Below are 24,485 nucleotides of genomic sequence, written 5' to 3' on the forward strand. Positions count from 1 at the left end.
AGACGTCATTGGCCGCGGGTAAGCTCCAATTCACCACATTCCGATCAGGCCAATCGCAGGAGGTCCCTGTGGACGTGCACGTGCAGATCGACGGCAGGGGCGACCGCGCCGACCGCATCTACCGGCAGCTGCGCGACGCCGTCCTGGATGGGCGGCTGCGGCACGGCGAGCGCCTCCCGGCCACCAGGGAGCTGGCGGACCGGCTGTCCGTCTCGCGCTCCACCGTCGCGACCGCGTACGAACGTCTCACCGCCGAGGGCTACCTGGCGTCGCGGGTGGGGTCCGGCACCTTCGTGTCCGCGCCGACGGCCGCGCCGAGCCCGTCGGCGGCGCGCGGGGAGCGCACGGCGGCGCGTCCTGTGCAGCGCTGGGCGGACATCCACGATCCGCTGTGGACGGAGTCGCTGCCGATCGCGTACGACTTCAGTGTCGGGACGCCGGACCCCGCGCTCTTCCCCGCCGAGTCGTGGCGCCGGTTCGTCGCGGCCGAGCTGCGCGGCGGCATCCTGCGCTCCGGTCACTACCGCGATCCGGCTGGACTGCAGCGGCTGCGGGATGCGCTGGCCAGGCACCTCGGCGTCGCCCGGTCGGTGGATGCGCTGGCCGACGACATCCTGATCACGAGCGGAGCGCAGCAGGCGTTCGACCTGATCGGGAGGGTGCTGCTCGACCCCGGTGACGTCGTCGCCGTCGAAGACCCCGGATACCCGCCGGTGCGGCAGTTGTTCGAGACGATGGGCGCGCGCGTCGTTCCCGTTCCGGTCGACGAGCACGGCCTCCGGGTGGATGCGCTGCCCGACGGGGCGAAGCTGGTCTATGTGACGCCGTCGCACCAGTTCCCGCTCGGCGGCGTGCTCTCGTTCGAGCGTCGCACCCAGCTGCTCGCCTGGGCGAGCGCGAACGACGCGGTGATCGTGGAAGACGACTACGACAGCGAATACCGATACGCCGACCGACCGCTCGATCCGCTGCAGCGTCTCGACACCGAGGGCCGCGTGGTCTACGTCGGCACGTTCTCGAAGACCATGCTGCCCGCGCTGCGGCTCGGCTTCCTCGTGGCGCCACCGTCGCTGATGCCGGCGCTGCGCAGCGCGAAACGGCTCACCGACTGGCACAACGACCACGTCACCCAGGCGGCGATGGCCCGGTTCATCGACTCCGGCGGCTTCGCCAGGCACGTCAGGCAGGCCACGAAACAGTACGGGATGCGGCAGCGCCAGATCCTGGAGCAGGCGGAGGCCATGCTCGGCGACGTGCTGCAGGCCGTGCCGTCGGTCGCCGGGCTGCACGTCTGCCTGCTCCCGCGGGACGGGGCCGTGTTCGACTCGGACCGGGCCGCGGCCGAGGCCGCGGCATCCGGAGTGTCCGTGCAGTCGATCGCCCGCTTCGGCTTCGGCGAGACCCCGGCCTCCGGCCTCATGCTCGGCTTCGGCGCCATCGCGCCCGCCGACGTGCCGGACGGCCTCCGCGTGCTCGCCCGCGCCGTCGCGCGCTCGCACCGCGGCGGAGACGCGCAGCCGGAGCCGCGCGCCTCCGCGACGGGACGCGACTAGATCGCCGACCAGCCTCCGTCGGAGGCGAGGATGACGCCGCTGACGTTGGAGGAGTCGTCGCTGAGCAGCCAGGTGATGGATGCGGCGAGCTGCTCCGGCTGGGCAACCGGCGGCACCATCGTCTGCATCAGCGGGCCGAGGCGCTGGCCTGCCCACTCGGAGCGGAACGGCGCCTCGATGTTGGTGGCGACCGGTCCGGGGGCGACGGCGTTGGTGCGGATCCCCTTGGGGGCGTAGAACACCGAGGTGGACTTCGTGTACCCGACCACGGCGTGCTTCGAGGTCGTGTACGCGACGCCGGCAGCCGAACCGCGGAGTCCGGCCTCGGAGGTGACGTTGACGATGGAGCCGGCTCCGGCCTCGAGCATCACCGGGAGCACCGCGCGGGTGAGCCGCATGATCGCGGTGATGTTGATGTTCATCACGCGGTCCCAGGTGGCGTCGTCGATCTCGGCGGCCGGCTGGAAGCCGTCCATGATGCCGGCGACGTTGGCGAGCGCATCCACGCGTCCGCCCGCAGCGTCGAGGATGGCGGCGATGGTCTCTTCGCTGGACACGTCTCCTGCGACGGTCACGAGGTCGAGGTCTGGGTGCTCGGCGGTGAGCGCCTCGAGGCGGTCGGGGGCGATGTCGCTGGCGATCACGCGCCCGCCCTCCGCCGCGATGCGGAGCGCCGTCGCCCGGCCGATGCCCGAACCGGCGCCCGTGACGATGGCGGTCTTGCCGGCGAAGCGAGCAGAATCTGTTGTGCTCATTCCTGAATCTCCTGAGTCGTGTGTGGCGCTCGATCTGGGCGTCGATGTATTTATAGCACTCGGTGCCATAATGGAGATGTGAATTCGCCAGCAGCCGAACGGGCGCAGCAGCCCGCCGCGCGTCGCCGCGGCCGTCCCGTGGACGTGGACCCGGACGAGGTCGCCCTGCTCGCCCTCCGGCACTTCGCCGAGCACGGCTACGAGGCCACGACGATGGACGACATCGCCCGCGTCGCCGGCATCGGGCGCCGCACGCTGTTCCGCTACTTCCCGAGCAAGCCCGCCCTCGTCTGGGGCGGCATGGAGCCCGTGGTCGCGCGCACGGCCGCCGAGCTCGACGCTGCACCGGACGACGAACCGATCGCGTCCGTGCTTCACCGCGCCATCGCGCGCGCCCTCGACCTCCCGCCGGATCGCGTCGAGGCCACCCGGCGACGCCTGCTGCTCATCGGCTCCGACGACGCCCTCATCGGTTTCGGCCTCAGCCGTCTGGCCGCCAACCGGGATGTGCTCGCCGCGTTCATCGCGCGCCGCACGGGAACGGCGCCGGACGGCCTGCACGCGAAGGTGCGCGCGGACGCCCTCTCCGCCGCCTCGTTCTCCGCGCTCACCTGGTGGGCGGCGAACAGCGACGACGACCCGGCCACCGTCGTCGCCGCCGCTCTGGATGCGCTGAGCGCCTGAAGCGCCCCGGCTAGCCGTTCGGCAGGATCACCGCGCGCCCGCGGATCTTGCCCTCATGCAGTCGCTCGTACGCCTTCGGCGCCTCGTCGAGCGAATACGTCTCGATCTCCACCTCGATGGAGCCGGCGCGGGCCAGGTCGAGCACCTCGATCAGCTCGGAACGGGAACCCCAATACGGCGTGCGCACCGCGACGTCGTATGCGATGCGGCCGAAGCCGACGGCGAGCGCCCCTCCGCCGATCCCGACGATGGTCACGTCGCCTTCCGTCGCCGCCATCGCACCCGCGAGGTCGACCGTCGGCTGCACGCCGACGAAGTCGAAGACCGCGTTCGCACCCCGGCCGCCGGTCAGGTCGCGGACGGCGGAGACCGCATCCTGGTTCGACAGCATCGTGTGGTGGGCACCGACGGCCTTCGCCAGGTCGAGCTTCTCCTGGTTGACGTCGAGCGCGATCACCGTCGCCGCGGAGAGCGCGCGGAGGATCTGGATGCCGACGTGGCCGAGGCCGCCGGTGCCGATCACGACGGCCGTGGTGCCTGCGCCGAGCTTCGGCAGCGACTTCTTGATCGCGTGATAGGGAGTGAGTCCCGCGTCGGTGAGCGAGACGTTCTCGACGGGATCGAGCCCGTCGAGGGGGACGAGATGGCGTGCGTTGTCGACCACCATGTACTCGGCCATCGACCCCGGCGACCCGAGTCCGGGCGGCATGATGCCCTCCGCCTGGGCGTTGAGGCAGTAGTTCTCCTTGCCCTGCGCGCACATCAGGCAGTGGCCGCAGCCCCACGGGCCGTAGACGGCGACCGCGTCGCCGGGCTTCACGCCGGTGACCCCGTCGCCGACCGCCTCCACGATGCCTGCGCCCTCGTGGCCGAGGGTGAGGGGGAGTCCGTAGACGTACTGGTCGGCCGGAAGTCCCATGATGAACTCGTCGGAGTGGCAGACCCCGGCGGCGGTGACCTTCAGGAGCACCTGGCCGGGGCCGACGTCCGGATCGGCGATCTCGACGACCTCTGGACGGGAACCGATTTCGCGATATTGGAGTGCCTTCATACCGCGCACGATACTCCCTGCGGCTATCGCACGCCCCGGTCGTCGCGCGTACGATACCGGCCATGCCGATCATCGACAGCTTTCCGCAGGGCACGCCGATCTGGGTCGATCTGCAGAGCACGGACCAGGCAGGAGCGGCCGCGTTCTACCGCCGGATGTTCGGCTGGGACGTGACGCCGGCGAGCGCCGAGACCGGCGGATACTCCGTCGCCACGCTGCGCGGTGTGCCCGTCACCGCCATCGGCCCGCTGCCGGAGAGCTTCCCGGAGGGGAGCACCTCGGTCTGGACCACGTACTTCCTCGTCGACGACATCGCCGCATCCACCGCAGCCGCCACCGCGACAGGCGGGGCTGTGCTGCTGCCGCCCGGTGAGCTGGTGCCCGGATTGCAGCTCGCCGTGGTCGCCGATCCGGCGGGAGCGGTCTTCGGGCTCTGGCAGAAGGAGAGCGGCGCCGGGGACTCCCCGTGGCTGCGCGAGGAGCCGGGAGCCGTGGACTGGCTGGAGCTGGTCGAGAACGGCTGCGAGGCGTCGTACCCGTTCTACGAGTCGGTGCTCGGCGTCGGCGTGAGCCAGCTGGAGCTGGGAGACGGCCTGTGCACGCTGTTCGACGTGGGGGAGGCGAGCGTCGCGGGAGCCTACGAGCCGGGAGGGGACGTGCATCCGCACTGGCTGGTGTACTTCGCGGTGGCCGACCTGGATGCGGCGACGGTCCGCCTGACCGAGCTCGGCGGCGCGGTGCGCGGGGAGCGCGCGTCCGCGCCGGGCGTCGGCCGCTGGGTCGGCGCCGTCGACCCGTTCGGCGGCGCGTTCGCGCTGCTCGAACCGGAGCCGGAGGTCGCGTGAGCGCGGAGGGCGAGTGGCCTCTCGTCTGGTAAGCTTTCCAGGTTGCCGTCTAACGGCCGCGGATAAAGAGAGCCCAGGCATTCGGCCATCGGGCACCGCGCAACGAGAGAAAGGGGATCACCTCTATGGCACTTGATGCAGACGTCAAGAAGGCGATCATCGAAGAGTACGCGACCCACCCCGGTGACACCGGATCCCCCGAGGTTCAGGTTGCAATCCTGACCAAGCGGATCAAGGACCTCACCGAGCACCTCAAGGAGCACAAGCACGACCACCACTCGCGTCGTGGCCTGCTCCTCCTGGTCGGTCAGCGTCGCCGCCTGCTCGGCTACCTGTCGGACATCGACATCGCCCGCTACCGCTCGCTGATCGAGCGTCTCGGACTCCGTCGATAACTCAGGAGCCGCCTGTGGCAGCTCCTCGCTGACACCGCGAACTTCTTGCGAACGGGCCGTCACCCTCCGGGGTGGCGGCCCGTTTCGTCGTTCCGCCCCCGCGCAGCACCCCGCCCACTAGAGTCGTGCCGCCGCCCGTGCCTCCACCGCGCGGTCGACGAGCGTCGCGGCCACCAGCGCCGACGCGACCACCGCCACCCCGATGGCCACGCCGATCAGCCCGATCAGCGGCGACGCCAGCGGCAGGGCGAGCAGCAGGACCACGGCGATCCCGGTCTTGAGCGGGCGCACCACCACCTCGTCCACCAGCGGTCTGTGCAGCACGTACAGCATCACCAGGAACACCGCGACGGGCACGACCACCGCGTACTCCACCACCGTGTCGGACAGTGTGACCCCGCCCTCCGAGCCGCGCTGCACCGCCGTCTCCAGTCCAGCGCCGAGCGCAGCGAGCGAGGCGAACACGAGGTAGTGCCCGTAGCCCCAGTAGAACGAGCGACCGCGCCGCGACCGCAGCCCCTCCGCCGCGGGCTCGAGGAAGTACAGCCACCAGAGCGCGAACAGCAGCACCAGTCCCGCGGAGGCGATCACCACCAGCGTGACCGAGACGCCGTTCGCCTCCAGCGCCTTCTGCACCCCGATGGCCGACGCGGACACCGACTCGCCGAGCACGATGATCGTGAACAGCCCGTACCGTTCGGCGATGTGGTGCGGATGCCAAGAGGTCTTGCCCGTCCGCTCCGCCCAGATCGGCACGGAGAGGTCGAGGGCCGCCGCGATCAGGAACGTCCACAGCCCGGTCTCCGGAGGCAGGAACAGCCTGGACACCCACAGCAGCTGCACCGCCGACACCCCCGCCGCGTAGCGGAACGCCGTCACCCTGCCCTGTGGATGCTCGATCCCGGCCCTGATCCACTGGCTCACCAGCCCGACGCGCATGATCAGGTAGCCGATCGTGATGGCGGTGAAGTCGCCGCCGCCGAACGCGCTCGGCACCCCGGCGGCGAGCACCAGGACGCCGCCCATCTGCACGAGCGTCGTGATCCGGTACGGCACGTCGTCGGTGTCGTACGCCGACGCGAACCAGGTGAAGTTCATCCACGCCCACCAGATCGCGAAGAACACGGTCAGGTACGGCCCGATGTCGGCGGAGAGCTCTCCGTGCAGGGTTGCCTCCGCGAGCTGCGCCGCCACCTGGGCGATGGCGACCACGAAGGTCAGGTCGAACAGCAGTTCGAGCGGGCTCGAGACGCGGTGCGCCTCGTCGGTCGCACGGCCGGTCATCGGGATGCGGAAGGCGCTGGTCATGCATTCATTGTGGCCGAGGGGAGGGGCAGGCGGTGGGGCGCGTGCGCCGCCCGGCCGGGTGGGCCAGCATAGGGGTATGCTCCGCCGCCATCCCGTCCTCAGCATCGTCACGGCCGTCTACCTGGTCGCCGTCGGCTGGATCACCCTGTCGTCGCAGCCGCAGGACTCGGAGCAGAACACGTTCATCCGAGGTGTCATCGCGCAGATCGGGCGGTTCCCCGCCACCTCCTGGGTCACGTACAACGGGGTCGAGTTCACCGCGAACATCGCCATGTTCGTGCCGATGGGCGTGCTGTTCACCCTGCTGCTCGGGCTGCGCAGGTGGTGGGTCGCGCTGCTCATCGGCGTCGTCGCCACCTGCACCATCGAGTTCATCCAGCTGTTCCTGCCGACCAGGTACAGCGACGTGCGCGACCTCATCGCGAACACCACAGGAACACTGATCGGGATCGGCGTGGTCGCGCTAATCGCGTGGCTGAAACGACGCGGGAATAGTCAGGGCACACCGTCCGTTGATGACGATATCCATGCAAACGCATTGAAATAGGGAGCAGCGGAAATGCAGTTCGGAATCTTCAGTGTCGGCGACATCACCACCGACCCCACCACCGGTCACACCCCGACCGACGCCTCGCGGTTGCAGGACGTCCTCACCATCGCCCAGCACGCGGAAGAGGTCGGCCTCGACGTCTTCGCGATGGGGGAGCACCACAACCCGCCGTTCTTCCCGTCGAGCCCTGTCGCCATCAACAGCTACCTCGCCGCCAAGACCAGCCGCATCATCCTCTCCACGGCCACCACGTTGATCACCACGAACGACCCGGTGCGCATCGCCGAGGAGTACGCGATGCTGCAGCACCTGTCCGGCGGCCGGATGGACCTCACCCTCGGACGCGGGAACACCGGACCGGTGTACCCGTGGTTCGGCGAGGACATCCGCCAGGGCATCCCGCTCGCGCTCGAGAAGTACGCGCTGCTGCGCCGCCTCTGGACCGAGGAGTTCGTGGACTGGGAGGGACGTTTCCGCACACCGCTGCAGGGCTTCCAGTCGACCCCGCGACCGCTCGACGACGTGCCCCCGTTCGTCTGGCACGGCAGCATCCGCAGCCCGGAGATCGCCGAGCAGGCCGCGTACTACGGTGACGGGTTCTTCGCGAACCACATCTTCTGGCCGGCATCGCACACCCAGCAGATGATCGCCCTCTACCGTCAGCGCTTCGAGCACTACGGTCACGGCACCGCCGACCAGGCGATCGTCGGCCTCGGCGGTCAGGTGTTCATGCGCAAGAACTCGCAGGATGCCGTCGCAGAGTTCCGCCCGTACTTCGACAACGCGCCGGTGTACGGCCACGGCCCGACGCTCGAGGAGTTCACCTCGCAGACGCCGCTGACCGTCGGCAGCCCCCAGGAGGTCATCGACCGCACCCTCGGCTTCCGCGACTACGTCGGCGACTACCAGCGCCAGCTTTGGCTGATGGATCACGCCGGCCTTCCGCTGAAGACCGTGCTGGAGCAGCTCGACATCCTCGGCGGGGAGGTCGTGCCCGTGCTCCGGAAGGAGTTCGCGAAGGACCGTCCCTCCCACGTGCCGGACGGCCCCACCCACGCCGCGATGGTCGCCGAGCGCGACGCCGCGGAGCTCGTGGCCGACGCGGACGCCGCAGGCGCGGACGCCGCATCCACTGTTTCGGAGGTGAAGTGATGACCGCCAGGAAGATCGCCGTGATCTCGGCCGGTCTCAGCCAGCCGTCGTCGTCCAGGTTGCTGGCCGACCGGCTCGCCGAGGCGACCGTCCGCAGGCTGGAGGAGCAGGGCGTCGAGGTCGAGGTGACCACGATCGAGCTGCGGGATGTGGCGAAGGATGTGACCAACAACCTCCTCGCCGGGTTCCCAAGCCCCGCGCTCGCCGACGTCATCGAGACGGTGACGGGAGCCGACGGCCTGATCGCCGTGACGCCCATCTTCACCACGAGCTACAGCGGGATGTTCAAGTCGTTCTTCGACATCCTCGACCCGACAGCGCTCGACGGGATGCCCGTGCTGATCGGCGCGACCGGAGGAACCGAACGGCACTCGCTCGCCCTCGAATACGCGATGCGCCCGATGTTCACCTACCTGCACAGCGTCGTCGTGCCGACCTCGGTCTACGCGGCGTCGGCGGACTGGGGGAGCGGAGCAGACACGGTCAAGGCGCTGCCCGACCGCATCGAGCGCGCCGCCGGCGAGTTCTCCACGCTGGTGAGCGCGTCCGACCGCTCGTCGCGCATCAAGGATCCCTTCGCCCTCGACGGCGACTTCGCCTCGATGATCGGCGGGTTCCAGGGGGACTAGTCCTCCGACCGCTCCTCCCGCGCGCGGGTAGGTTCGGTGCATGCCAGACACCGTCGAGAAGTCCAGGCCGGATGCGCCACCGCTGTTCTTCGAAGCGGAGGCCGCCGGCCTGGACTGGCTCGCCGCCGCGACGCCCTCCGGCGGAGCGCGGGTGGTCGGCGTCGTGGAGGTGGCACCCGGCCGGATCGTGCTCGAACGCGTCCAGGAGGCGCGCCCCACCCCGGATGCCGCCCGTGCCTTCGGCGCTGCCCTCTCGGTGACCCACGCCGCGGGCGCCGCCGCGTTCGGTGCTGCGCCGGACGGCTGGGACGGCCCGCTGTTCATCGGCACGCGCCCACTGCCGGTCGCCGCCGAGTCGTCCTGGGGCCGGTTCTACGCGCGCGACCGCGTTCTGCCGTACCTGGACATCGCGGTGAACGCCGGCGGCGTGTCCGCTGCGCAGCTGCCGGTGATCAGGGAGGCCGTCGACCGGGTCGCGTCCGGCGAGCTCGACGACGGTGAGCCTCCCGCCCGCATCCACGGGGATCTGTGGAACGGCAACCTGCTGTGGGATGCGCGCGGCTGCGTGCTCATCGACCCGGCGGCCCACGGCGGCCACCGCGAGACCGACCTCGCCATGCTCGCCCTGTTCGGCGCCCCGCTGCTCGACGAGATCACGGCGGGGTACGACGCCGCCCGGCCGCTGCGCGCCGGCTGGCGGGAGCGCATCCCGCTGCACCAGCTGCATCCACTGGCCGTGCACGCCGCGTCGTACGGGCCGTCGTACGGCGACGCGCTGGCCGCCGCCGCGCGCGCCACGCTCGCGCTCCCGCTGCCGGAATAACGGCCTCACCTGCTAGGATTCTTGTGGTTGGCTGCATGCCGACCGCAAACTCAATACTGAGTACCAAACGGAGCAGGCTGGCAGGAGCTGGTCCTCGGTGGTGGTATCCGGATGCGAATGGCAGCTCTGAAGGGCGCGCAACCGTGTATTTCTACTGATGGCCAGACGGGCACAGAACCGCGCCGGGACACCGTCCTGCGCGCAGGAAGCCGCACGTACACGGAGGACTTCCGTGTCGATCTGCCTGTTCCCCTGCTCCGATGGAGGAGTCGCCGCCCATACGGGGCGACGACGTAAAACAAAGGAGAAAGACCTCTTGGAAGGTCCCGAAATCAAGTTCGCCGAAGCAGTCCTGGACAATGGACGATTCGGCACTCGCACGGTCCGGTTCGAGACCGGACGCCTCGCACAGCAGGCACAGGGCGCCGTCGCCGCCTACCTCGACGAGGAGACCATGCTGCTGAGCGCGACCAGCGCCAGCAAGCACCCGAAGGACAACTTCGACTTCTTCCCGCTGACCGTCGACGTCGAAGAGCGTTCGTACGCAGCAGGCAAGATCCCCGGCTCGTTCTTCCGTCGTGAAGGCCGTCCGTCGACCGAGGCCATCCTGGTCTGCCGTCTGATCGACCGGCCCCTGCGCCCGTCGTTCGTCGACGGCCTGCGCAACGAGGTCCAGATCGTCATCACCGTCCTGAGCATCGCTCCCGACGAGTTCTACGACGCTCTCGCGATCAACGCCGCATCCATGTCGACCCAGATCTCCGGCCTGCCGTTCAGCGGCCCGATCGCCGCGGTGCGCCTCGCGCTCATCCCGGGCAACGGTGCTGCAGAAGACCAGTGGATCGCGTTCCCGAAGGCGTCGCAGCTGGAGGAGGCCGTCTTCGACATCGTCGTCGCCGGTCGCGTCATCACGGACAAGAACGGCCAGGAAGACGTCGCGATCATGATGGTCGAGGCCGAGGCCACCGAAGGCAGCTGGAACCTCATCCAGGCCGGCGCCACCAAGCCGAACGAAGAGGTCGTCGCACAGGGCCTCGAGGCCGCGAAGCCGTTCCTCAAGCAGCTCGTCGCCGCGCAGAACGTCGTCGCGGAGCAGGCTGCCAAGGCCATCGCCGACTACCCGGTGTTCCTGCCGTACTCGCAGGAGACGTACGACAACGTCGCCGGCCTCGCGTACGACGAACTGGTGAACGTCTACCAGATCGCCGACAAGATCGAGCGCCAGAACGCCGACGACGCCCTCAAGGACCGCGTCAAGGTGGCCCTGACCGAGAAGGTCGAGGCCGGTGCGCTTCCCGCAGAGGTGCTCACGCAGTTCTCCGCGGCGTACAAGTCGGTCTCCAAGGTCGTCATGCGCGGACGCGTCCTCCGCGAGGGCATCCGCATCGACGGCCGTGGCCTCACCGACATCCGTCCGCTCGACGCCGAGGTGCAGGTCATCCCGCGCGTTCACGGTTCGGCGATCTTCCAGCGCGGAGAGACCCAGATCCTGGGCGTCACCACGCTGAACATGCTCAAGATGGAGCAGCAGATCGACTCCCTGTCGCCTGTCACGAAGAAGCGCTACCTGCACCACTACAACTTCCCGCCGTACTCGACCGGTGAGACCGGCCGCGTCGGTTCGCCGAAGCGTCGCGAGATCGGGCACGGCTTCCTCGCCGAGCGCGCCCTCGTGCCGGTGCTGCCGAGCCGCGACGAGTTCCCGTATGCGATCCGCCAGGTGTCCGAGGCTCTCGGCTCCAACGGCTCGACGTCGATGGGCTCCGTCTGCGCATCCACCCTGTCCCTGCTGAACGCCGGTGTGCCGCTGCGCGCCCCGGTCGCCGGCATCGCGATGGGCCTCATCTCCGACACCGTCGACGGTGAGACCCGTTACGCGGCCCTCACCGACATCCTCGGTGCGGAGGACGCGCTCGGCGACATGGACTTCAAGGTCGCCGGCACGAGCGAGTTCGTCACGGCGATCCAGCTCGACACCAAGCTCGACGGCATCCCCTCCGCCGTTCTGGCCGGTGCGCTGAAGCAGGCGAAGGATGCTCGGACGACCATCCTCAGCGTGCTGAACGCCGCCATCGACCAGCCGGACGAGATGGCCCCGACCGCGCCCCGCGTGATCTCGGTCCAGATCCCCGTCGACAAGATCGGCGAGCTGATCGGCCCGAAGGGCAAGACGATCAACGCCATCCAGGACGAGACCGGCGCCGACATCTCCATCGAGGAGGACGGCACCGTCTACATCGGCGCCGTCGACGGCCCGTCGGCCGAGGCAGCCCGCGCCCAGGTGAACGCGATCGCGAACCCCACCAACCCGGAGGTCGGCGAGCAGTTCCTCGGAACCGTCGTCAAGATCGCCGCGTTCGGTGCGTTCGTCTCGCTGCTCCCGGGCAAGGACGGCCTGCTGCACATCTCCGAGGTGCGTAAGCTCGCCGGTGGCAAGCGTGTCGAGAACGTCGAAGACGTGCTCGGCGTCGGCCAGAAGATCCTGGTGGAGATCACCAAGATCGACGACCGCGGCAAGCTGTCGCTCGCCCCGGTGCTCGCCGAGGCCGACGACGCGGACACCCACGGCCGCGACGCCGCCAGCGAGGGCCCCACGGCTCCCGCCGAAGGCGAGTAGTCCCGCCCGACCCCACGAAGGCCGTCCCGACTCCGTCGGGGCGGCCTTCGTCGTCCCCGCCGATAGCTGCGGTCAGCGCGCGGCGTCTCTGGCGAGCAGGGGATGCAGGCGGTAGGGAATGAGCTCGCCCATGTCGAGCGCGGTCTCTGCGCGCTCGACGCCGTCGGCGGCCTGAATGGCGCCGGTGATGCGGAACAGGTCCTCCGCGTCCGTGCAGACGACGCGCACGAGCAGATCGGACGGGCCGGAGAGCCCGTGCGCCGACACGATCTCCGGGATGGTCGCCAGCTGCTCCACGATCGTCGCGAGCTTCTGCTGGTGCACGTGCACCGTCACGAACGCGGCCAGCGGGTAGCCGGCGGCGTTGGCGCTGATCCGGCGATCGAACGACAGGAACACCCCGGACCGCTCCAGTTCCGCCACTCGCGACTGCACCGTGTTCCTGCTCAGGCCGAGGCGGTCGGCGAGCGTCACGTTGGACGATCGGGGGTCCTCCGTGAGGGCCACGAGGATGCGTCGGTCAGTGCTGTCGATAGTGCGCATAGTGTGAAAGCTAGCACGCGGCGACACGGCCGAATAGTGCAGGTTGCACGGTCGACACGCCGATGGTTGTGCGTGGTGATCCGAAAGCGTAACGTTCCGGGTAATTCCGGCAAGGACGCCGGAAGCCGGTCCACAGCGCCACAAGCGTGAGGGCCGGGCGCGAGAGTGAAGGTTGCGTGAACCGTGACGATCGACAATCAGCCTGACATCCGGATGTCCGACGACGACGGTCGGATGGACGATGTGCACCTCGGCGAGCTGCGGCTCGGCGGCATCGACACCGTGCAGCTCCTGACTCCCGACGGGATGCGGTTGAGCGACGACAGGTACGACGCCTGGATCTCCGACATCGGCGACGAGCAGCTCCTCTCCTTCTACGAGGACATGGTCGTCATCCGCCGCATCGACACGGAGGCGACCGCCCTGCAGCGCCAGGGCGAGCTGGGACTCTGGCCGCCGCTGCTCGGCCAGGAGGCCGCCCAGATCGGCTCCGGCCGCGCCCTCCGCTCCGACGACTTCGTCTTCTCCAGCTACCGCGAGAACGGCGTCGCGTACTGCCGTGGCGCCCAGCTCACCGACCTGGTCAGGGTCTGGCGCGGCACGGCGCAGTCCGGCTGGAATCCGTACGACATCAACATGGCCACCCCGCAGGTCATCATCGGCGCGCAGACGCTGCACGCCACCGGATACGCGCTCGGCATCCAGGCCGACGGCACCGACGCGGTCGCGGTTGCATACTTCGGCGACGGCGCCACCAGCGAGGGCGACGTGAACGAGGCGATGATCTTCGCCGCGACCTATGCCGCCCCCGTGATCTTCTTCTGCCAGAACAACCAGTACGCGATCTCCGAGCCCGTCGCCCTGCAGGCGCAGCGGCCGATCGCCGAACGCGCTCCCGGGTTCGGCATCCCGAGCGTGCGGGTGGACGGCAACGACGTGCTCGCCGTGCTCGCGGTGATGCGCTCTGCGCTCGAACGGGCGCGCTCCGGAGGCGGCCCGACCTTCATCGAGGCGGTCACATACCGGATGGGCCCGCACACCACCGCAGACGACCCCACGCGCTACCGCGACCCCTCCGAGCTTGAGCAGTGGAAGGTGAAGGACCCGATCGCTCGCGTCGGCGCATACCTCAGCCACAGCGGAGCACTGGACGCCGCCCGCGAGGAGCAGGTCGCCGCGAAGGCCGACGCCGTCGCCGCCGAGCTGCGCGCCGGATGCGTCTCGCTGGCCGACCCGGACCCGATGACCGTGTTCGACAACGTGTACGCCGAAGCGCACACCGGCATCGCCCGCGAGCGCGACCACTACTCCCGCTACCTCAGAACCTTCGTCGGAGGTGACTCGCGATGACGACGCTGACCATGGCGAAAGCCATCAACGCCGGGCTCCGCCACGCGCTGGCGGACGACGACCACGTGGTGCTGATGGGCGAGGACATCGGCACCCTCGGCGGCGTCTACCGGGTGACGGACGGCCTGCAGACCGAGTTCGGTCCGCGCAGGGTGATGGACTCGCCGCTGGCCGAGTCGGGCATCCTGGGCACGGCGGTGGGCATGGCGTACCGCGGGTACCGTCCGGTGGTGGAGATCCAGTTCGACGGGTTCATCTACCCGGCGTTCGACCAGATCGTGAGTCAGGTGGCGAGGATGCACTACCGGACGGCCGGCGCCGTGCGGATGCCGATCACCATCCGGGTGCCGTTCGCGGGCGGGATCGGCGCTGCCGAGCACCACTCCGACTCTCCGGAGGCCTACTTCGCCCACGCGGCGGGGCTGCGGGTGGTCAGCCCGTCCGGTCCGGAGGACGCGTACACGCTCATCCGGCAGGCCATCGCCTCCGACGACCCCGTGCTGTATTTCGAGCCGAAGCGCCGCTACCACGTGAAAGGCGAGGTGGATGAGGACGCCCCACTCGCCGACGCCCGGCCGATGGGCACGGCGCGCGTCGTCGTCCCCGGAAGCGATGTGACCCTCGTGACCTACGGTGGCCTGGTGCAGACCGCCAGGGATGCGGCCGCCGCTGCTGCCGACGACGGCGTCTCCATCGAGGTGATCGACCTGCGCTGCCTCTCGCCGCTCGACGTCGACACGGTGGCCGCCTCCGTGCGGAAGACCGGCCGCCTGGTGATCTCGCACGAGGCCGCGCTGTCCGGGGGGATGGGGGCGGAGATCGCCGCGTCCATCACCGAGCGCTGCTTCTACCACCTGGAGCACGCGCCGGTGCGCGTCACCGGCCACGACATCCCGTACCCGGCCGCGAAGCTGGAGGGGGCGCATCTGCCCGACCTCGACCGCATCCTGGACGGCGTGGACCGCGCGCTCGACCGCCCGAACTCGCTGAGCGGGGTGGAGGAACTGTGACCGTCAAGGAGTTCGCCCTCCCGGATCTCGGCGAGGGGCTGACGGAGTCCGAGTTGGTCAGCTGGCGGGTCGCGGTGGGCGACACGGTGCAGCTGAACCAGATCATCGCCGAGGTGGAGACCGCGAAGGCGCTGGTCGAGCTGCCTGCGCCGTACGAGGGCCGCGTGTCGCAGCTGTTCGTCGAGCCGGGCGTGACCGTGTCGGTGGGGGAGCGGATCGTGGCGTTCGAGGTGGGCGGCCCGGAGGAGCCCGCACCGGATGCGCCGACTCGGGATGCGCAGGAGCCCGCCGTCGTGGACGCCCCGGAGCCCAACCTGGTCGGCTACGGCGCGAAGGCCGACTCGACGGCGCGACCGCAGCGCCGTGCGCGGGTGGCGGCGTTCGCGGCGGGGGCGACGACCGTCCCGGATGCGCGGGTGGCTGCGCCGTCCGACGTGCCCAGCGCTGCGCCTACCGCCGACCGGCCGCGCAGCACGCCTCCCGTGCGGAAGCTCGCGCGTGAGCACGGCGTCGACCTCGCGAGCATTGCGGGAACCGGCGAGCGCGGGCTGGTCACGCGGCACGATCTCGAGGCGTTCCTGGAGGCTGCGACCGGCGCCGCCTCGACTGGTGCGACCGCTGCCGCCTCGACGGCAACGTCCACGGGCCGCGAGACGCGCATCCCGATCAAGGGGGTGCGCAAGGCGACGGCGGAGGCGATGGTGCGCAGCGCGTTCACCGCTCCGCAGGCAACGGTCTTCCTCTCCCTCGACGCCACGCCGACGATGGAGCTGGTCGAGCGGCTGCGGGCGGCCGCCGAGAGCCCGGAGCGCCGCCCAGGGCTCCTGACCGTCATCGCGAAGGCGCTCTGCATCGCCGTCCGACGCACGCCGGAGGTGAACGCGCGCTGGGACGACCCGGCGCAGGAGATCGTGCAGTTCGGCTACGTCAACCTCGGGATCGCGGCCGCGACGCCGCGCGGGCTGGTCGTGCCGACGGTGCGGGATGCGGACGCGCTCGGCCTCGGCGACCTGGCCGCGAGCATCCGGAGCCTGGCGGAGACCGCGCGGGCAGGACGCACCGCGCCGGAGAGCATGACGGGCGGGACGATCACGATCACGAACGTGGGAGTGTTCGGGATCGACGCCGGCACGCCCATCCTGACGCCGGGCGAGGCCGCGATCCTCGCGGTCGGTGCCGTACGTCGGCAGCCGTGGGAGTTCCGCGGCGAGGTCGCGCTGCGCGACGTGCTGACGCTCGCGCTCTCGTTCGACCACCGCCTGGTGGACGGCGAGCAGGCCGCCCGTTTCCTCGCGGACATCGGCCGGATCCTCTCCGACCCGGCCTCCGTCCTCACGATGGTCTGACGCCTCCGCATCCGTTCGAGCGGAGATCCCGGTCCTCCGGCCCCGGATCTCCGCACCAACGGACGAATCCGCGGCGCGTCGGCCCGAACCTCCGCGCGAACCACAAAAACGGAACCTCGGGGGAGACACGCCGCCGGGAACTCCGTTTGGACGGACTTTCGGCCGCATCTCGGGCAGTTCTCCGGTGGAGCGGTGTGCTGGCGGCGCGGTGGCGGACCCGGCCCGGCCTACGCGTGCAGGGCGGCGTTGAGCTCGACGCCGCCGCCTGCGCGGCGGAGGACCTCGACGGCGCCCGTGAGCGAGTTGCGGCGGAAGAGCAGGCCGGGCACGCCGGACAGCTCGACGGCCTTGACGGTGCGGGGTGCGCCGTCGGCCGTGGGCGCGTCTCCGACGAGCACGACCTTGGTGCCCGCGGTCACGTACAGCCCGGCCTCGACGACGCTGTCGTCGCCGATCGAGATGCCGATGCCCGAGTTCGCGCCGAGCAGCGCCCGCTCTCCGATGGCGACACGCTGGGTGCCTCCGCCGCTGAGCGTTCCCATGATGGATGCGCCGCCGCCGATGTCGGAGCCGTCGCCGACCACGACGCCCTGCGAGATGCGGCCCTCGACCATCGAGGTGCCGAGCGTGCCGGCGTTGAAGTTGACGAAGCCCTCGTGCATCACCGTCGTGCCGGGGGCGAGGTGCGCGCCGAGCCGCACGCGGGAGGCGTCGGCGATGCGCACGCGGTCGGGCGTCACGTAGTCGAGCAGGCGCGGGAACTTGTCGATGCCGGTCACCTGGATGCCCGCCCGCTGCAGCTGCGGGCGCAGCCGGGAGTAGTCGGCGGGATGCACGGGGCCCGCGTTGGTCCACGCCACGATCGGCAGGTGGCTGAAGACGCCGTCGAGGTTCACCGTGTTCGGGGCGGCGAGCAGGTGCGAGAGCAGGTGGAGGCGGAGGTACGCATCCGGGGTGGAGGCCGGAGCGGCGTCCAGGTCGATCTCGACCGTCACGATGTCGACGCGCACGTTGCGGCGGGCGTCCTCGACGGCCAGCGCCTCGAACTCGGCCGGAGCGATCCAGCGGTCGCGCCCGGCGGGCAGGGAACCCAGCCGCGGCTCGGGGAACCAGGTGTCGAGCACGGTGCCGTCGCCCGCGACGGTCGCGAGGCCGTAGCCCCAGGCGGTGCGGGGGGATGCTGGCGCGGCGGATTCGGAGGAAACGTCGGAGGGCATGGCTCTAGATTAGTAGGGTGCCTCTCGACCTCAGCGCCTCGTCCATCGACATCACCCGCCAGATCTGCGACATCGAATCGGTGTCGGGCAACGAGAAGGAACTCGCCGACGCGATCGTGGAGGCGCTCAGCGGCCTCGACCATCTGGAGATCATCCGCGACGGCGACACCGTCGTCGCGCGCACCAATCTCGGCAGGGAGCGCCGCGCCGTCATCGCCGGTCACATCGACACCGTGCCGCTGAACGACAACCTGCCCACCCGCTTCGAGACCGCGGACGGCATCCAGTACCTCTGGGGCCGCGGCACGGTGGACATGAAGTCCGGCACCGCCGTGCAGCTGAAGCTCGCCGCCGAGCTCACCGACCCGGCCATCGACATCACCTGGATGTGGTACGACCACGAGGAGGTCTCCGCCGACCTCAACGGCCTCGGCCGCCTCGCCCGCAACCGGCCCGACCTGTTCCAGGGCGACTTCGCCATCCTGGGCGAGCCGAGCAACGGCGTCGTCGAGGGCGGCTGCAACGGCAACCTGCGCGTCGAGGTGCGCACGTACGGACTGCGGGCGCACTCGGCCCGCGGCTGGATCGGCGACAACGCCATCCACAAGGCCACGCCCATCCTGGACACGCTGGCGGCGTACACGGCGCGCGAGGTCGAGGTCGACGGGCTCGTCTACCGCGAGGGCCTGAACGCGGTCGGCATCACCGGTGGCGTCGCCGGCAACATCATCCCGGACGAGTGCATGGTGCACATCAACTACCGGTTCGCGCCGTCCCGCACCTCGGACGAGGCCATCGCGCACATGCACGAGCTGTTCGGCGACTACGAGATCACCGTCGTCGACCGTGCGGACGGCGCCCGCCCCGGACTGGATGCGCCGCTCGCGCAGGAGTTCCTCGCGGCGGTCGGCGGAACGGCCAAGCCGAAGTACGGCTGGACGGACGTGGCACGGTTCAGCGCGATGGGCATCCCGGCTGTCAACTACGGCCCCGGCGACCCGCTGAAGGCGCACGCAGACGACGAGCGCGTCGCGGTCGACCAGATCACCGCCGTCGAGGCGGGACTCCGCGCCTGGCTGACCGGTGCTTCCCGCCGCTGACGTCGAGGCGCCGCCGGCGGCGGGCGGCCTCCAGCGCACCTGGGCGCGCTGGTGGGTGCGGGTGCTGGCCGTGTACGCGGCGAGCAGGGTCGTCTCCACCGTCTTCCTGCTGATCTTCGCGAGCGTGCAGGGCAAGAACCCCTGGACGGGAGCGCACCCGGACTACTTCTCGTTCGCGACGATCTGGGACGGGCTCTGGTACAACATCGTCGCCGTCTCGGGCTACCCGTCGTCGCTGCCGACGGTCGACGGCATCCACGTCACCGAGAACGCGTGGGCGTTCATGCCCGGGTACCCCGGCCTCGTGAACGTCGTCATGTTCCTGACCAGGATGCCGTGGGCCCCCGCCGCCGTCACCGTCTCCGTGCTCTGCGGGGCAGGGGCGACGCTCGTCTTCTACCGGCTGATGCTGCGGGTCGGCCTGTCCGCGTCGACCAGCCTGTTCGCGGTGGTGCTGTTCTGCGTCTCTCCGGTCTCCCCGCTGTTCCAGCTGGCGTACGCGGAGTCGCTGTATCTGCTGCTGCTCGCCACCGCCCTGCTGCTGCTCGTCGAGCGACGATACGGCTGGCTGTTCCCCGTGGTCACGGTCATGGCGTTCACCCGGCCGAGCGGACTGGCGTTCGCGCTGGCGCTCGGGATGCACGTGATCTACCGCTGGGTGGTGCGCCGCCGCGACCCGTTCCCGGTGCGCGACCGCATCCTGAGCCTGTCGCTGACGGTGTTCAGCGGGCTGGCCGGGCTGGCGTGGCCCGCCATCGCCGCCGCGGCGACCGGGTCGATCACGGCGTACACGGACACCGAGCTGGCCTGGCGCTCTCCATACATCGGATACACGCACCTGGTGCCGTTCGCGTCGTGGTTCCAGGGCGCGTACTGGTGGTCGAACGCCATGCTCGGGCTGCCGGGCTGGCTCGGCATCGTGGTGCTCGTGATCGTGCTCGCCCTCTTCGCGATCACGCTGTTCTCGCCCGGTGTGCGGAGGCTCGGCGTCGACCTGCGGTTCTGGATCGTGGCGTACGCGCTGTATCTGCTTGCCGTGTTCTTCCCGCAGTCGAGCACGTTCCGGCTGCTGATGCCGCTGTTCCCGCTGCTCGGCGCGATGGCGCTGCCGCGCAGCAGGGTGTACCGGGTGGGGCTGGTGCTGCTCTTCCTGGCGCTGCAGGTGGGCTGGCTCGCGATCGCCTGGGGTGTCGACGGAGCCGACTGGTCGCCCCCGTGATCGGCGGTCAGCCCCGAACGCGGGTGGATTCGATTTCCGCCCGTCCGCTCCGATGACAGATAATAGACATACATCCACGAAAGGGGAGCTGCATGGCGGCCATGAAGCCGAGGACCGGGGACGGGCCAATGGAGGCTGTGAAGGAGGGTCGGCTCATCATCGTGCGGGTGCCGCTCGAAGGTGGGGGACGGCTCGTCGTCTCCGTCAACGACGCGGAAGCCAAAGAACTTCACGATGCTCTCGCGAGCGTCGTGACGACCTCCTAGCGCACACGAACGAGTACCCGAGGAACGGGCCCCACGGGGCCCGTTCCGCCGTTAAGGCGTCGGTTACGGCGTCAGCTTGGTGAGCTGCAGCAGGCCGTCTCCCGCGGGGGAGAGCGCGGCGATCACGGCGCCTGAGCCCGCGGTCTCCGTGATGAGCGTTCGGAAGCCGGTCGCGACGTCGTCCCGCGCCGCGGGGTCGGAGACGCGGCCCTTCCAGAGCGCGTGCGCCACGAGCACGGTTCCGCCGGGGCGGGCGAGGCGGAGGCCGTGCTCGACGTACTCGATGACCGAGCCGGGGTCGGCGTCGACGAAGACGATGTCGTAGGAGTTCTCGTTCATGCGGGGGAGCACATCCAGTGCCCTGCCGGTGATCAGCCGCACGCGGTTGGAGGCGATGCCCGCCTCGGTGAAGAACCCGCGGGCGTGCTGCTGGTGGTCGACCTCGGAGTCGATCGAGGTGAGCTGCGCCTCCGTGCCGCCTGCGAGAAGCCACAGGCCGGAGACGCCGACGCCCGTGCCGATCTCGACGATGCTCTCCGCCGCCGTCGCCGCGACGACGACAGCGGCCTGCGCACCGATGCTCGGCGCGATCGGCTCGATGCCCAGTTCGAGCGACTGCTGCCTGGCGCGCGCGATCACCTCGCTCTCGACGATGACGTCGTCGGCGAATTTCCAGTTCGAATCTTTGTCAGACACAGTGCTCCCGATGCTCTCCGGTCCAGGATACGGCCAGGACGCACAGCAACACCGCAGGCGCGACCGCGATACCCTTGCTCCTGTGTTCGGTCTGACTTTCGACAAGTTGCTCATCGTGGCGGTGATCGCTGCCTTCTTGCTCGGACCGGAACGCCTTCCCACCTACGCGGCCAAGCTCGGCAAATTCACCAGGTCGCTGCGCGATTTCGCGAACGGCGCCAAGACCAGGATGCGCGACGAGATGGGCCCGGAGTTCGACGAGGTCGACTGGAAGAAGCTGGACCCGCGCCAGTACGACCCGCGCCGCATCATCCGCGAGGCGCTGCTCGACGATCCGGCCGCCACGTCGACGGTCACGGAGAGCAGCATCAAGCCGGTGACCGAGTCGGCGTACGCGCAGCGCAAGCGCAAGCTGGAGGCCGGCGCGGTCCCGCCGTTCGATACCGAATCCACCTGAGCGGAAGCCCGCAGCGCTGAATCCTCCTGGGAGGCCCCCGCATCCAATACGATGCGGGAATGATCGCAACGGAGCAGACGGTCGCACGCGCGACGGTCACGCGCTACGCCGTCGGCTCGCTCGGCACGGGCGGCTTCTCCACCCTGCCGGGGCTGGTGCTCGTCTACTACCTGACGGACACGCTCGGCGTCGCCGCGATCGTCGCCGGCCTCGTCGTGACGCTCGCCAAGGTGTGGGATGTGATCATCGACCCGGTGATCGGCGCCCGCTCCGACCGGATGCTCGCCGTCGGCGGGTCGCGCCGCCCGATGATGATCCTCGGCGCCGTCACCCTCCCCGTGCTCTTCCTGCTCACCTTCGCCGTGCCGGTCGGGACGCCCGAGCCGCTCGCGGCCGTGTGGGTGTTCGTGGCGTTCCTGCTGACGGCGACCGCGTTCAGCCTGTTCCAGGTGCCGTACATCGCGCTGCCCGCTGAACTCGCCTCCGGCTACGACCAGCGCACCAGGCTACTGACCTGGCGTGTCGTGGTGCTCACCTTCGCGATCCTGCTGTTCGGCGCGGGCGGCCCTGCTCTGCGGTCGCTCGGCGGCGACAACCAGTTCGCCGGCTACTTCCTGATGGCGCTCGTCGCCGGTGTGGTGATCGGGGCCGGGATGCTCGTGTCGGCGTTCGTCGCACCGCGCCGGCCGGCATCCACCCTCGTCCCGCCGACGGTGGGCGTGCTCACGACGCTGCGCACGAACTACGCGGCCGGGGTGGCGGCGCTCCGCGACAGCCAGCCGTTCCGGGCGCTGCTGCTGACCTTCCTGCTGCAGGGGCTCGCCACCGGGCTGATGCTCGCCGGGGCCAACTACGTGGCCACCTGGGTGCTGCACTCCGAGGATGCCGTGACGTTCCTGTTCGTCGCGCTCATCGGTCCCGCGCTGATCGTGACGCCGCTCTGGGGCGTGATCTCGCGCCGGATCGGCAAGGAACGCGGGTTCGTGGCCGCGAGCATCCTGTTCGGGGTGGCCGCGCTCTCGATGGTGCTGCTGGTGTGGTTCCCTGGGGCATGGGTGTATGCGCCGGTCGCACTGGTCGGCGCAGGGTACGCCGGGATGCAGTCGCTGCCGATGGCGATGCTGCCCGACGTGATCTCGCACGACGCCACCCGTAACGGACCGGGGCGGGCCGGGACGTTCGGCGGGATGTGGACGGCAGGGGAGACCACCGGGATGGCGCTCGGCGCGACCGTGCTGACGATCATCCTGACGCTCACCGGCTACGTCACCCGGTCGATGACGGAGTCCACGGCGATCGCCACTGGGCAGCCGGCGAGTGCTGTCGTCGGCATCGTGATCGGTTTCAGCATCGTTCCCGCGGCGATCGTGGCGCTCAGCCTCATCCCGCTCTCCCGGTACGGCCTGCGCAAGGAGGACATCGATGGTCGCGTTTGACTCTGCGGCGATCCTGGGGCGGCTCGCCGCGCTCCGGGCGGCGGACGCCCCGACGCACGGCGGTCGCGTGCTGAGCTACGTCTACGACTCGGGTCTCGCCGAGGTGGACGAGCTGGCCGCGCAGGCGATGCGCCTGGTGCAGCCCGTGAACGGGCTCGACCCCACCACGTTCACCTCGGTGGCCGTGATGGAGCGCGAGGTGCTCGGCTTCGCCCGCGAACTGCTGCACGGCGCGGACGACGTGGTCGGCTCGGTGACGTCGGGCGGCACGGAGTCGTGCCTGCTCGCCGTGAAGACCGCGCGCGACGTCTGGCGGGCGGCGGGAGGCACCGGCCGCGCGCGGATGGTCGCTCCCGTGACGGTCCACGCGGCGTTCCAGAAGGCGGCGCACTACTTCGACGTGGACCTGGAGCTCGTCTCCGTGCATCCGGAGACGGGCGTGGTCGACGCGGACGCGATCGTCGGCAGGCTCGGGGCCGACGTGGCCCTGGTCGTCGTCTCCGCGCCCGGATACCCGCTCGCGGCGCTCGACCCCGTCGAGGCCGTCGCCGCCGCCTGCGCGGACGCCGGCATCGCCCTGCACGTGGATGCCTGCATCGGCGGCTGGATCCTGCCGTTCTGGCGGAACGCCGACGGCTCGCCGCTGCCGCTCTGGGATTTCCGCGTTCCCGGCGTCACCAGCATCTCCGCCGACCTGCACAAGTTCGGCTACGCCCCGAAGGGCGCGAGCGTGCTGCTGCAGCGCGGCCGCGACCGGCAGAGGATGCAGTACTTCGCGACCACGGGCTGGCCGGGCTATCCCGTGGTCAACCCGACGATGCTCGGCTCCAAGTCGGCCGGAGCCCTCGCGGCGTCCTGGGCGATCGTGCAGGCGCTCGGCGCGCGCGGCTTCGCCGAGCTGGCCGAGTCCTGCCGCCGGGCGACGCGCGCGCTGGCCGACATCGTCGGCGACATCGACGGCCTGCGGATCGTGGGGGACCCTGTCGGGCCGCTGCTCGCGGTCGCCACCGACGAGTCCGTTCCTCCCGAGCGCCGCGTCGACCCGCACCACTGGGCGGACAGGGCGGGGCGCCGCGGCTGGCACCTGCAGCTGCAGCCCGGTCTGGTTCAGCCGGACGGCACGCGGCTGCCGCACACCACGCACCTCACGATCACCCCGGTGACCGAGGAGCGCGTCGACGAGCTCGAGGCGGCGCTGCGCGCCTCCGCCGACGAGGTGCGCGGGGTGCCCGCGGTCGACCCCTCCGCGATGCTGGGGGCGCTCCCGCCGGGTCTCGCGGACGGCCCGCTCGACGCGGAGACGGCGTGGGGCGTGCTGCAGGCGATCGGGCTCGCCGGCGCGAGCGACGACGCGTCAGGAGCCACGCTGCCGGACGAGCTGGCGCCGTTCCTCGCGCTGATCGGGGCGCTGCCCCGGCCGCTCACCGAACGCCTGCTGATCGAGCTGCTCGCGCGGATCGTCGAGCCGACCGAGAGTTGACGG

General features: G+C 70.3%; 24 protein-coding genes. 18 read left to right on the forward strand and 6 right to left on the reverse strand.

Going from position 1 to position 24,485, the window contains the following annotated elements; genetic code table 11:
• Window positions 1-68: 68 nt before the first annotated feature.
• Complete coding sequence (locus HF024_RS07295) at window positions 69-1,553, forward strand: PLP-dependent aminotransferase family protein (protein ID WP_168689131.1); 1,485 nt, start codon at window positions 69-71, stop codon at window positions 1,551-1,553.
• On the opposite strand, the gene HF024_RS07300 is transcribed toward HF024_RS07295, so the two are convergent.
• Window positions 1,550-2,308: an SDR family NAD(P)-dependent oxidoreductase gene (locus HF024_RS07300; RefSeq protein WP_085369260.1), complete on the reverse strand. Its 759-nt coding sequence runs from the start codon at window positions 2,306-2,308 to the stop codon at window positions 1,550-1,552. The genes HF024_RS07295 and HF024_RS07300 overlap by 4 nt on opposite strands.
• Window positions 2,309-2,386: 78 nt before the next feature.
• Between HF024_RS07300 and HF024_RS07305 the strand changes: the two genes are divergently transcribed.
• Window positions 2,387-2,992: a TetR family transcriptional regulator gene (locus HF024_RS07305; RefSeq protein ID WP_168689132.1), complete on the forward strand. Its 606-nt coding sequence runs from the start codon at window positions 2,387-2,389 to the stop codon at window positions 2,990-2,992.
• A gap of 10 nt (window positions 2,993-3,002) precedes the next feature.
• On the opposite strand, the gene HF024_RS07310 is transcribed toward HF024_RS07305, so the two are convergent.
• On the reverse strand, window positions 3,003-4,043 hold the full coding sequence (locus HF024_RS07310) for an NAD(P)-dependent alcohol dehydrogenase (RefSeq protein WP_168689133.1): 1,041 nt from the start codon (window positions 4,041-4,043) through the stop codon (window positions 3,003-3,005).
• Window positions 4,044-4,105: 62 nt separating this feature from the next.
• On the opposite strand from HF024_RS07310, the gene HF024_RS07315 reads away from it, so the two are divergent.
• Both HF024_RS07315 and rpsO read left to right on the forward strand, forming a co-directional pair.
• The gene (locus HF024_RS07315; RefSeq protein WP_168689134.1) at window positions 4,106-4,888 is read left to right on the forward strand and encodes a VOC family protein; all 783 of its coding nucleotides are present in this window, start codon (window positions 4,106-4,108) and stop codon (window positions 4,886-4,888) included.
• Between the two features lie 125 nt (window positions 4,889-5,013).
• Window positions 5,014-5,283, forward strand: a complete 270-nt coding sequence (gene rpsO / locus HF024_RS07320) for a 30S ribosomal protein S15 (RefSeq protein WP_055892416.1) — start codon at window positions 5,014-5,016, stop codon at window positions 5,281-5,283.
• Between the two features lie 117 nt (window positions 5,284-5,400).
• Here the strand turns inward: rpsO and HF024_RS07325 are convergent, their stop codons facing one another.
• The gene (locus tag HF024_RS07325; RefSeq protein ID WP_210724046.1) at window positions 5,401-6,591 is read right to left on the reverse strand and encodes a low temperature requirement protein A; all 1,191 of its coding nucleotides are present in this window, start codon (window positions 6,589-6,591) and stop codon (window positions 5,401-5,403) included.
• Between the two features lie 76 nt (window positions 6,592-6,667).
• On the opposite strand from HF024_RS07325, the gene HF024_RS07330 reads away from it, so the two are divergent.
• The 5 genes from HF024_RS07330 (at window position 6,668) to HF024_RS07350 (ending at window position 12,362) form a co-directional block, all read left to right on the forward strand.
• Window positions 6,668-7,138, forward strand: coding sequence for a VanZ family protein (locus HF024_RS07330; protein ID WP_168689135.1), 471 nt, complete (start codon window positions 6,668-6,670; stop codon window positions 7,136-7,138).
• A 12-nt stretch (window positions 7,139-7,150) separates the two neighbouring features.
• Entirely contained in the window at window positions 7,151-8,293 is a 1,143-nt protein-coding gene (locus HF024_RS07335; RefSeq protein WP_168689136.1) for an LLM class flavin-dependent oxidoreductase, read from the forward strand.
• Window positions 8,293-8,922, forward strand: a complete 630-nt coding sequence (locus tag HF024_RS07340; RefSeq protein ID WP_210724047.1) for an FMN reductase — start codon at window positions 8,293-8,295, stop codon at window positions 8,920-8,922. Before HF024_RS07335 ends, HF024_RS07340 begins: the two co-directional genes overlap by 1 nt.
• Before the next feature lie 40 nt (window positions 8,923-8,962).
• Window positions 8,963-9,745, forward strand: coding sequence for a fructosamine kinase family protein (locus tag HF024_RS07345; protein WP_168689138.1), 783 nt, complete (start codon window positions 8,963-8,965; stop codon window positions 9,743-9,745).
• A 316-nt stretch (window positions 9,746-10,061) separates the two neighbouring features.
• Window positions 10,062-12,362 (forward strand): polyribonucleotide nucleotidyltransferase, encoded by a 2,301-nt coding sequence (locus HF024_RS07350; RefSeq protein ID WP_085369418.1) that lies wholly within the window; start codon window positions 10,062-10,064, stop codon window positions 12,360-12,362.
• Window positions 12,363-12,434: 72 nt separating this feature from the next.
• On the opposite strand, the gene HF024_RS07355 is transcribed toward HF024_RS07350, so the two are convergent.
• On the reverse strand, window positions 12,435-12,905 hold the full coding sequence (locus tag HF024_RS07355) for an Lrp/AsnC family transcriptional regulator (protein ID WP_168689139.1): 471 nt from the start codon (window positions 12,903-12,905) through the stop codon (window positions 12,435-12,437).
• Window positions 12,906-13,139: 234 nt separating this feature from the next.
• Between HF024_RS07355 and pdhA the strand changes: the two genes are divergently transcribed.
• From pdhA to HF024_RS07370, 3 genes are read left to right on the forward strand one after another with little or no spacing between them, the layout of a single operon-like run.
• Complete coding sequence (pdhA, locus tag HF024_RS07360) at window positions 13,140-14,255, forward strand: pyruvate dehydrogenase (acetyl-transferring) E1 component subunit alpha (protein ID WP_247597416.1); 1,116 nt, start codon at window positions 13,140-13,142, stop codon at window positions 14,253-14,255.
• On the forward strand, window positions 14,252-15,265 hold the full coding sequence (locus HF024_RS07365) for an alpha-ketoacid dehydrogenase subunit beta (RefSeq protein ID WP_085369420.1): 1,014 nt from the start codon (window positions 14,252-14,254) through the stop codon (window positions 15,263-15,265). Before pdhA ends, HF024_RS07365 begins: the two co-directional genes overlap by 4 nt.
• Window positions 15,262-16,611 carry a dihydrolipoamide acetyltransferase family protein gene (locus tag HF024_RS07370; RefSeq protein WP_168689140.1) on the forward strand — a complete coding sequence of 450 codons (1,350 nt, stop codon included), beginning with the start codon at window positions 15,262-15,264 and terminating at the stop codon, window positions 16,609-16,611. The genes HF024_RS07365 and HF024_RS07370 overlap by 4 nt, the downstream gene beginning before the upstream one ends.
• Before the next feature lie 227 nt (window positions 16,612-16,838).
• Here the strand turns inward: HF024_RS07370 and dapD are convergent, their stop codons facing one another.
• Entirely contained in the window at window positions 16,839-17,828 is a 990-nt protein-coding gene (dapD, locus tag HF024_RS07375; protein WP_085369422.1) for a 2,3,4,5-tetrahydropyridine-2,6-dicarboxylate N-succinyltransferase, read from the reverse strand.
• Between the two features lie 17 nt (window positions 17,829-17,845).
• On the opposite strand from dapD, the gene dapE reads away from it, so the two are divergent.
• From dapE to HF024_RS07390, 3 genes are all read left to right on the forward strand, one after another.
• Complete coding sequence (dapE, locus tag HF024_RS07380) at window positions 17,846-18,928, forward strand: succinyl-diaminopimelate desuccinylase (protein ID WP_168689141.1); 1,083 nt, start codon at window positions 17,846-17,848, stop codon at window positions 18,926-18,928.
• The gene (locus HF024_RS07385) at window positions 18,912-20,147 is read left to right on the forward strand and encodes a hypothetical protein (protein ID WP_247597347.1); all 1,236 of its coding nucleotides are present in this window, start codon (window positions 18,912-18,914) and stop codon (window positions 20,145-20,147) included. The genes dapE and HF024_RS07385 overlap by 17 nt, the downstream gene beginning before the upstream one ends.
• 92 nt (window positions 20,148-20,239) lie before the next feature.
• Window positions 20,240-20,413 carry a DUF3117 domain-containing protein gene (locus HF024_RS07390; protein ID WP_082581279.1) on the forward strand — a complete coding sequence of 58 codons (174 nt, stop codon included), beginning with the start codon at window positions 20,240-20,242 and terminating at the stop codon, window positions 20,411-20,413.
• A 63-nt stretch (window positions 20,414-20,476) separates the two neighbouring features.
• On the opposite strand, the gene HF024_RS07395 is transcribed toward HF024_RS07390, so the two are convergent.
• The gene (locus HF024_RS07395; RefSeq protein WP_085369425.1) at window positions 20,477-21,109 is read right to left on the reverse strand and encodes a class I SAM-dependent methyltransferase; all 633 of its coding nucleotides are present in this window, start codon (window positions 21,107-21,109) and stop codon (window positions 20,477-20,479) included.
• 82 nt (window positions 21,110-21,191) lie between these two features.
• Here HF024_RS07395 and HF024_RS07400 point away from each other — a divergent pair, with 82 nt between their 5' ends.
• Genes HF024_RS07400 through HF024_RS07410 form a run of 3 tightly spaced genes read left to right on the forward strand, consistent with a single transcriptional unit; the run spans window position 21,192 to window position 24,482 of the window.
• Window positions 21,192-21,566: a twin-arginine translocase TatA/TatE family subunit gene (locus HF024_RS07400; RefSeq protein ID WP_085369536.1), complete on the forward strand. Its 375-nt coding sequence runs from the start codon at window positions 21,192-21,194 to the stop codon at window positions 21,564-21,566.
• Between the two features lie 59 nt (window positions 21,567-21,625).
• Window positions 21,626-23,002 carry an MFS transporter gene (locus HF024_RS07405; protein WP_168689142.1) on the forward strand — a complete coding sequence of 459 codons (1,377 nt, stop codon included), beginning with the start codon at window positions 21,626-21,628 and terminating at the stop codon, window positions 23,000-23,002.
• Window positions 22,989-24,482: a pyridoxal-dependent decarboxylase gene (locus HF024_RS07410; protein ID WP_168689143.1), complete on the forward strand. Its 1,494-nt coding sequence runs from the start codon at window positions 22,989-22,991 to the stop codon at window positions 24,480-24,482. Before HF024_RS07405 ends, HF024_RS07410 begins: the two co-directional genes overlap by 14 nt.
• The last annotated feature ends 3 nt before the right edge of the window (window positions 24,483-24,485 follow it).

This window comes from Leifsonia sp. PS1209 (assembly GCF_012317045.1).
Classification (GTDB): domain Bacteria; phylum Actinomycetota; class Actinomycetes; order Actinomycetales; family Microbacteriaceae; genus Leifsonia.

Coding starts and splice junctions, on each gene's coding strand:
- HF024_RS07300 (WP_085369260.1), bottom strand. CDS start 2,308: ATGAGCACAACAGATTCTGCTCGCTTCGCCGGCAAGACCGCCATCGTC.
- HF024_RS07310 (WP_168689133.1), bottom strand. CDS start 4,043: ATGAAGGCACTCCAATATCGCGAAATCGGTTCCCGTCCAGAGGTCGTC.
- HF024_RS07315 (WP_168689134.1), top strand. CDS start 4,106: ATGCCGATCATCGACAGCTTTCCGCAGGGCACGCCGATCTGGGTCGAT.
- rpsO (WP_055892416.1), top strand. CDS start 5,014: ATGGCACTTGATGCAGACGTCAAGAAGGCGATCATCGAAGAGTACGCG.
- HF024_RS07325 (WP_210724046.1), bottom strand. CDS start 6,591: ATGACCAGCGCCTTCCGCATCCCGATGACCGGCCGTGCGACCGACGAG.
- HF024_RS07330 (WP_168689135.1), top strand. CDS start 6,668: ATGCTCCGCCGCCATCCCGTCCTCAGCATCGTCACGGCCGTCTACCTG.
- HF024_RS07335 (WP_168689136.1), top strand. CDS start 7,151: ATGCAGTTCGGAATCTTCAGTGTCGGCGACATCACCACCGACCCCACC.
- HF024_RS07340 (WP_210724047.1), top strand. CDS start 8,293: ATGACCGCCAGGAAGATCGCCGTGATCTCGGCCGGTCTCAGCCAGCCG.
- HF024_RS07345 (WP_168689138.1), top strand. CDS start 8,963: ATGCCAGACACCGTCGAGAAGTCCAGGCCGGATGCGCCACCGCTGTTC.
- HF024_RS07355 (WP_168689139.1), bottom strand. CDS start 12,905: ATGCGCACTATCGACAGCACTGACCGACGCATCCTCGTGGCCCTCACG.
- pdhA (WP_247597416.1), top strand. CDS start 13,140: ATGGACGATGTGCACCTCGGCGAGCTGCGGCTCGGCGGCATCGACACC.
- HF024_RS07365 (WP_085369420.1), top strand. CDS start 14,252: ATGACGACGCTGACCATGGCGAAAGCCATCAACGCCGGGCTCCGCCAC.
- dapD (WP_085369422.1), bottom strand. CDS start 17,828: ATGCCCTCCGACGTTTCCTCCGAATCCGCCGCGCCAGCATCCCCCCGC.
- HF024_RS07390 (WP_082581279.1), top strand. CDS start 20,240: ATGGCGGCCATGAAGCCGAGGACCGGGGACGGGCCAATGGAGGCTGTG.
- HF024_RS07405 (WP_168689142.1), top strand. CDS start 21,626: ATGATCGCAACGGAGCAGACGGTCGCACGCGCGACGGTCACGCGCTAC.
- HF024_RS07410 (WP_168689143.1), top strand. CDS start 22,989: ATGGTCGCGTTTGACTCTGCGGCGATCCTGGGGCGGCTCGCCGCGCTC.